The organism is Trichococcus sp., assembly GCF_049684335.1.
GTDB lineage: Bacteria > Bacillota > Bacilli > Lactobacillales > Aerococcaceae > Trichococcus.
Window position 1 is genome coordinate 1 of sequence record NZ_JBAVFV010000033.1, and the last position, 5,230, is coordinate 5,230.

Sequence of the window (5,230 nt, forward strand, 5' to 3'; positions counted from 1 at the left end):
TGAGTAAGATGGAAAATTGCATTCTTCATATCATGCCGGCGTGGCGGAATTGGCAGACGCGCTGGACTCAAAATCCAGTGCCCGCAAGGGCGTGCCGGTTCGACCCCGGCCGCCGGTATCACACAAATAAGCTTGCAACGATGAAATCATCGTTGCAAGCTTATTTTTTTGCCGAAGTTTTTTAAAACGGTAATCCGCTACTTTTAAAGCAGTATTCGCAAAGAAAAAATATTTTCTTTTGGTTTTCCCTTTACAAAAAAATATTTTTTTGTATAATAAGAGTATAAAGGTTGGATGCGCTATCATATCGCTGAAGTTGCGATCGGTCAAAAAACTGATGGTTTAAGTGCTAGGTAGGCATCAAAGCTGGAAACAATCAAGAGGACGATATTTCTCAAGGAAAAGGAAGGGTGAAGCGTAATGAAATGGGGATTTAGATGGTATGGGGAAAAGGGAGATACAATTCCGTTGAAACATGTTCGACAAATACCGGGAATAAACGGTGTTGTGGGTACTCTGTTGAACAAACTGCCTGGAGATGTGTGGGAAATTTCTGAGATTCAAGAATTGAAAGAGTCAGTGGAAAAAGGCGGTCTGGAATTACTGGGGATCGAAAGTGTGGCGATTCATGACGCAATCAAAGCGGGAACTTCTGAACGCGATCAATACATCGAAAATTATATCCAGACGATCAAGAACTTGTCCAAATGCGGTGTGCACATGATTTGCTACAGCTTCAAGCCGATTTTTGGATGGGCAAAAACAGACTTGTTTTATGAAAACAAGGATGGCAGCTTCTCTCTTGTTTACGACCAAGCTGTTGTGGACAACATGGAAGCGAGCGACATGTTCAAACTGATTCATAGTCAATCGAAAGGGTTCAGTCTACCCGGTTGGGAAGAGGAACGCTTAAACAAATTCAGCAGTTTAGTTGAGATTTATGAAGGCGTGACGGAAGAGATCTTATTTGAAAACCTGAGCTATTTCTTGAAGAAAATCATTCCCGTATGTGAGGAAATGGATGTCAAGATGGCGATTCACCCTGATGATCCTCCATTTGCAATCTTTGGGCTTCCGCGCATCACGAAGAATTTGGAAGACCTGAAAAAAATCCTTAGCATTGTTGATTCTCCATACAATGGCCTTACGCTCTGCACAGGTTCCCTTGGAGCGGATCCAGACAATGACATGGTTGAAATCATCCGTGAAGTCGGGCACAGAATCAATTTTGTTCACTTCCGCAATGTCGAATTTTTGGGCGAACGCAAATTTAGAGAATCAGCACATTTGAGCACGGATGGATCATTGGATATGTACGCCATCATGAAAGCTTTAGTAGATGTCGGGTTTGACGGAGTTGTTCGTCCCGACCATGGGCGTACAGTTTTTGACGAGGTCGCAATGCCGGGTTATGGGTTGTATGACCGCGCAATGGGCATTACGTATCTGCAAGGATTGCATGAAGCAATCACGAAAGCAAAAGGATAAGATTCCTTAACGCAAGAAAGTGAGAGTGGAATATGTTAGCAAACATGGAACACGAAATTTATCGACAAATCGAGGAAACAAAACTGTTGCCTCTTTATACCGCTACGGATCTTTCCTGTTTAGATCGATTGGAAGAGATTCTGGTCAAAAACGAGGTACGGTTTATTGAAGTGACGTTCCGAAGCAACTTAGCCTTGGATGCAATGAAGAAATTGGCTCAGTCAGGCGAGCTGATTGTTGGTGCAGGAACGGTAAGGACATTGAAAGAAGCGAAAGATGCGGTTGAAAATGGCGCGAAATTCATTGTTTCGCCTGCGATCGTTCCGGATGTCATCGAGTACTGCATCAAAAATGATATCCCTGTGTTTCCCGGGACGGCGACACCTGGCGATATTCAACGCGCTACGGAATATGGCATCAAAGTGGTGAAATTTTTTCCCGCAGATATTTACGGTGGTTTGAAAGCGATCAACGCTTTGAGCGGTCCTTTCTACGATGTTAAGTTCCTGCCGACTGGCGGAATCAACGAAGATAACTTTATGGAATATGTGCAAAATGATCACATAGTAGCGGTGGGCGGTTCGTTTATCATTTCTGAATCGGCCATCCAAAAAGATGATGGCGAAACAGCGGATAAAACACTGAAATCATTGGTGGACAAAATCAGAGCCTAGAAAATAGTTGAAGGTCAGTTGTTAAACCGATCCTTTGCCAATCATGCTAAAATTAGTGGAGTAATGACACGACTGTGTTGTTGCTCTGCTTTTTTGTTTTTGTTTTTCTTGCCGAGTTGAGTGACTGATTATGGTCAACCGTGACCTGCCTATCGCAAAGTGATTCTCTCGTACTAAATAAACTAGCATTTCCCAGTTGACAATAATGAGAAAAGGATTATAATAAATTAAAATTAAACTAATAAAATCTGTGATGAGAAGTAGTAGCCAATAGCGTTTAGTCAAAGCGAGTTTGGGGCAGTGAAAGCCAAACACTGTAGCTGTTGGTGAATGGATCTCTGAGACGTGATGCGAAAATTATAGTAGCAAAAACCGGGAGTCCGCCGTTAAAAGGACGGGGTATCGATTAACATCCGTACCCGCAGAGCGAGTTTTGTACTGAGGTGGCAAACGAATGGAAACATTTCGTCCTTTTGAGGAGGAAGTGTTTTTTTGATTCTGTAGTATTAGCGCGAAAACAATGCATAGCCTTTTTTGGGTGACGTATTGGGTCCTTGATTCCGTTAGGGAGACAAGGAGCGCAAAGAACGACAGAGTCGATCGTGAGTCAACAGTACAGAACTAATATGGGTGGCACCGCGGCTACATCGTCCCATTATAGGGGATGTTGTGGCTTTTTTTGTACCCAAAATCCCCTAAATCAAGTAGAAATAGCAAAAAAATCTCATTAGGGGTGAATGGAATGTTTAATCTGACAGCAACAGAATTTGCAGCAGCAAAAAAGCACAATAAGGTGTTTCCGGTAAACTTGACGGTCAATGCGGATCAATTGACGCCTATCGGTATGTACTACAATCTCGAAGGGAAGCATAAGTTTTTGTTTGAGAGCGTCTTTTCGGAGCGGGAAATCGGGAGATATTCCTTTCTGGGTTCGAATCCTTACAAAAGCATCACGAGTATGGGTGAAGACGTGACGATCATCACTGATGGACAAGCCGTGCACAAAAAAGGAAAGGTGCTCGATTTCGTAAAAGAGCATGTGTCGATTCCCTATCTTAAGACCGATATCCCGTTGCCTTTTGTAGGCGGAGCGATCGGCTATGTCGGTTATGATGTCATCCGACAATACGAAAAGCTGCCGAATGTGAACCCGGATGAACTGCAGGCGCCTGAAGCCTACTTAATGTTCTACAAGCAATTCATCAGTTACGACCACTACCAGCACAAAATGACGCTCGTCCATAATGTTTTCCCGGAGGATACGGAGGATTATGAAACAATCACCGCCAATTTGGAAAAGTTAGCCGAAACGATGAACCAGACGAACGGCATCCGACCTTTCCAAGAGGTGAATCCGAATCAAGAGGTTTCCTCAAACGTCAGCGAAGCGGAATTTTGTACGCTCGTCGAGAAGGCGAAAGAATACATCAAAGCCGGCGACATCTTTCAGGTTGTCCTCTCGCAACGGCTGAAAATCAAGTCCGAATCCGAACCGTTCGATATCTACAGAAGACTGCGCACGAAGAATCCGTCGCCTTATCTTTTCTATATCGACCTAGGTGATTTTCAAGTGGTCGGTTCCTCTCCGGAAAGTCTGGTCACCGTTCAGGATGGTGAAGTCATGACGAATCCGATAGCCGGAACGCGCAGAAGAGGGAAGAACGAAGAGGAAGACAATGAATTGAAGAAAGAGTTGCTTGCAGACGAGAAGGAGCGGGCAGAGCATGTGATGCTGGTGGATTTGGGAAGGAACGACATCGGTAGGATCAGCGAATTCGGCAGCGTCAAGCTGGATAAGTTCATGGAAGTGGATATCTATTCACACGTGATGCACATCGTTTCGAAAGTGACCGGCAAGTTGAAACCGGGTCTGACCTGCTTCGAAGCCTTGAGCGCTTGTCTGCCTGTAGGGACCGTTTCCGGTGCGCCGAAAATACGCGCGATGGGCATCATCGATGAATTGGAAAGGACGAAACGGGGCATCTATGCCGGTGCGGTTGGCTATTTCTCCTATAACGGCAACATGGATACGTGTATTGCCATCCGGACCATCATTCTGAAGGACGGCTTCGCCTATGTCCAAGCCGGTGCAGGGATTGTGCATGATTCCGTCCCGCAATCGGAATATACCGAGACACTTAACAAAGCAATGGCCCTGAAGGAGGTAATCTGAATGATTTTATTGATCGATAATTATGATTCTTTTACGTATAACCTCTACCAATACATCGGAGAAATCAATCCGAATGTGCTGGTCGTGCGCAATGATGCCCTGACAGTGGATGAAATGAAGGCAATGGATTTGGATTGCATCATCCTTTCCCCAGGACCAGGCGTGCCTGAGGATGCCGGAATTTGCGTCGATGTGGTCAGGGAGTTTGCCGGAAAAGTGCCTCTGCTTGGGATCTGTCTCGGGCATCAGGCCATCGGGTATGCCTATGGCGGGAATGTCATCCGTGCAGAAACGCTGAAGCACGGGAAAACCTCTATGGTCACGCATAACGGCGATCCGCTTTTTCAAGGGATCACTTCCCCTTTCGAGGTCATGCGTTACCATTCGCTAGTAGTCGAAGAAAAGAGCCTTCCCGCTGAACTGGAAATACTCTCCAAAAGTGTGGATGATGGCGTCATCATGGCGATGAAGCATAAGGAGCATGCCGTCTACGGCCTGCAGTTCCATCCCGAGTCCATCTTCACCAAAGATGGTCAGAAGCTTATCCGGAACTTTTTGGAAAACATTGCCAACAAAGCAGAGCAGACAGTGAATTGATATGAAGAGGCATGGTGAGCGGGACAAATCCATCAGAGCATCCGACTGCGGAAGTCGGATGCTTTGGTCGGAATACAGAGGGTTTGGACCGCTAACGCGCATGCCGGATGGAGAACAATTATAACGTTTCCTAGGCCTGTATCGAAAGGTTTAAAAAAAATTGAAAAATCGTTGACAGCGTTCGGCTACGATGATAGTATATAGAAGTTGTCCGCCAGAATCGGCTTTGAAATGATTTGAAAAAATTGTTGACATGCGATTTAGAGCGTGATATTATATAAAAGTTGCTGATCCAAGC

At 45.1% G+C, this 5,230-nt stretch carries 4 protein-coding genes, 1 tRNA gene and 1 other annotated feature; all 5 genes read left to right on the top strand.

Annotation, left to right across the window (positions count from 1 at the left end; all coding sequences use genetic code 11):
* Nucleotides 1-34 precede the first annotated feature (34 nt).
* The 5 genes from WBM30_RS06060 to WBM30_RS06080 all read left to right on the top strand — a co-directional run bounded on the left by WBM30_RS06060 (nt 35) and on the right by WBM30_RS06080 (nt 4,932).
* Nucleotides 35-118 (top strand) — tRNA-Leu (locus WBM30_RS06060).
* Nucleotides 119-420: 302 nt separating this feature from the next.
* Complete coding sequence (gene uxuA / locus WBM30_RS06065) at nt 421-1,488, top strand: mannonate dehydratase (protein ID WP_424899850.1); 1,068 nt, start codon at nt 421-423, stop codon at nt 1,486-1,488.
* 32 nt (nt 1,489-1,520) lie between these two features.
* The gene (locus WBM30_RS06070; protein WP_424899851.1) at nt 1,521-2,162 is read left to right on the top strand and encodes a bifunctional 4-hydroxy-2-oxoglutarate aldolase/2-dehydro-3-deoxy-phosphogluconate aldolase; all 642 of its coding nucleotides are present in this window, start codon (nt 1,521-1,523) and stop codon (nt 2,160-2,162) included.
* 241 nt (nt 2,163-2,403) lie between these two features.
* Nucleotides 2,404-2,820, top strand: a binding site (T-box leader).
* Between the two features lie 84 nt (nt 2,821-2,904).
* Nucleotides 2,905-4,335: an anthranilate synthase component I gene (gene trpE, locus WBM30_RS06075; RefSeq protein WP_424899852.1), complete on the top strand. Its 1,431-nt coding sequence runs from the start codon at nt 2,905-2,907 to the stop codon at nt 4,333-4,335.
* A complete protein-coding gene (locus WBM30_RS06080; RefSeq protein WP_424899853.1) occupies nt 4,336-4,932 on the top strand; it encodes an anthranilate synthase component II in 597 nt (198 codons plus the stop codon).
* Nucleotides 4,933-5,230 lie beyond the last annotated feature (298 nt).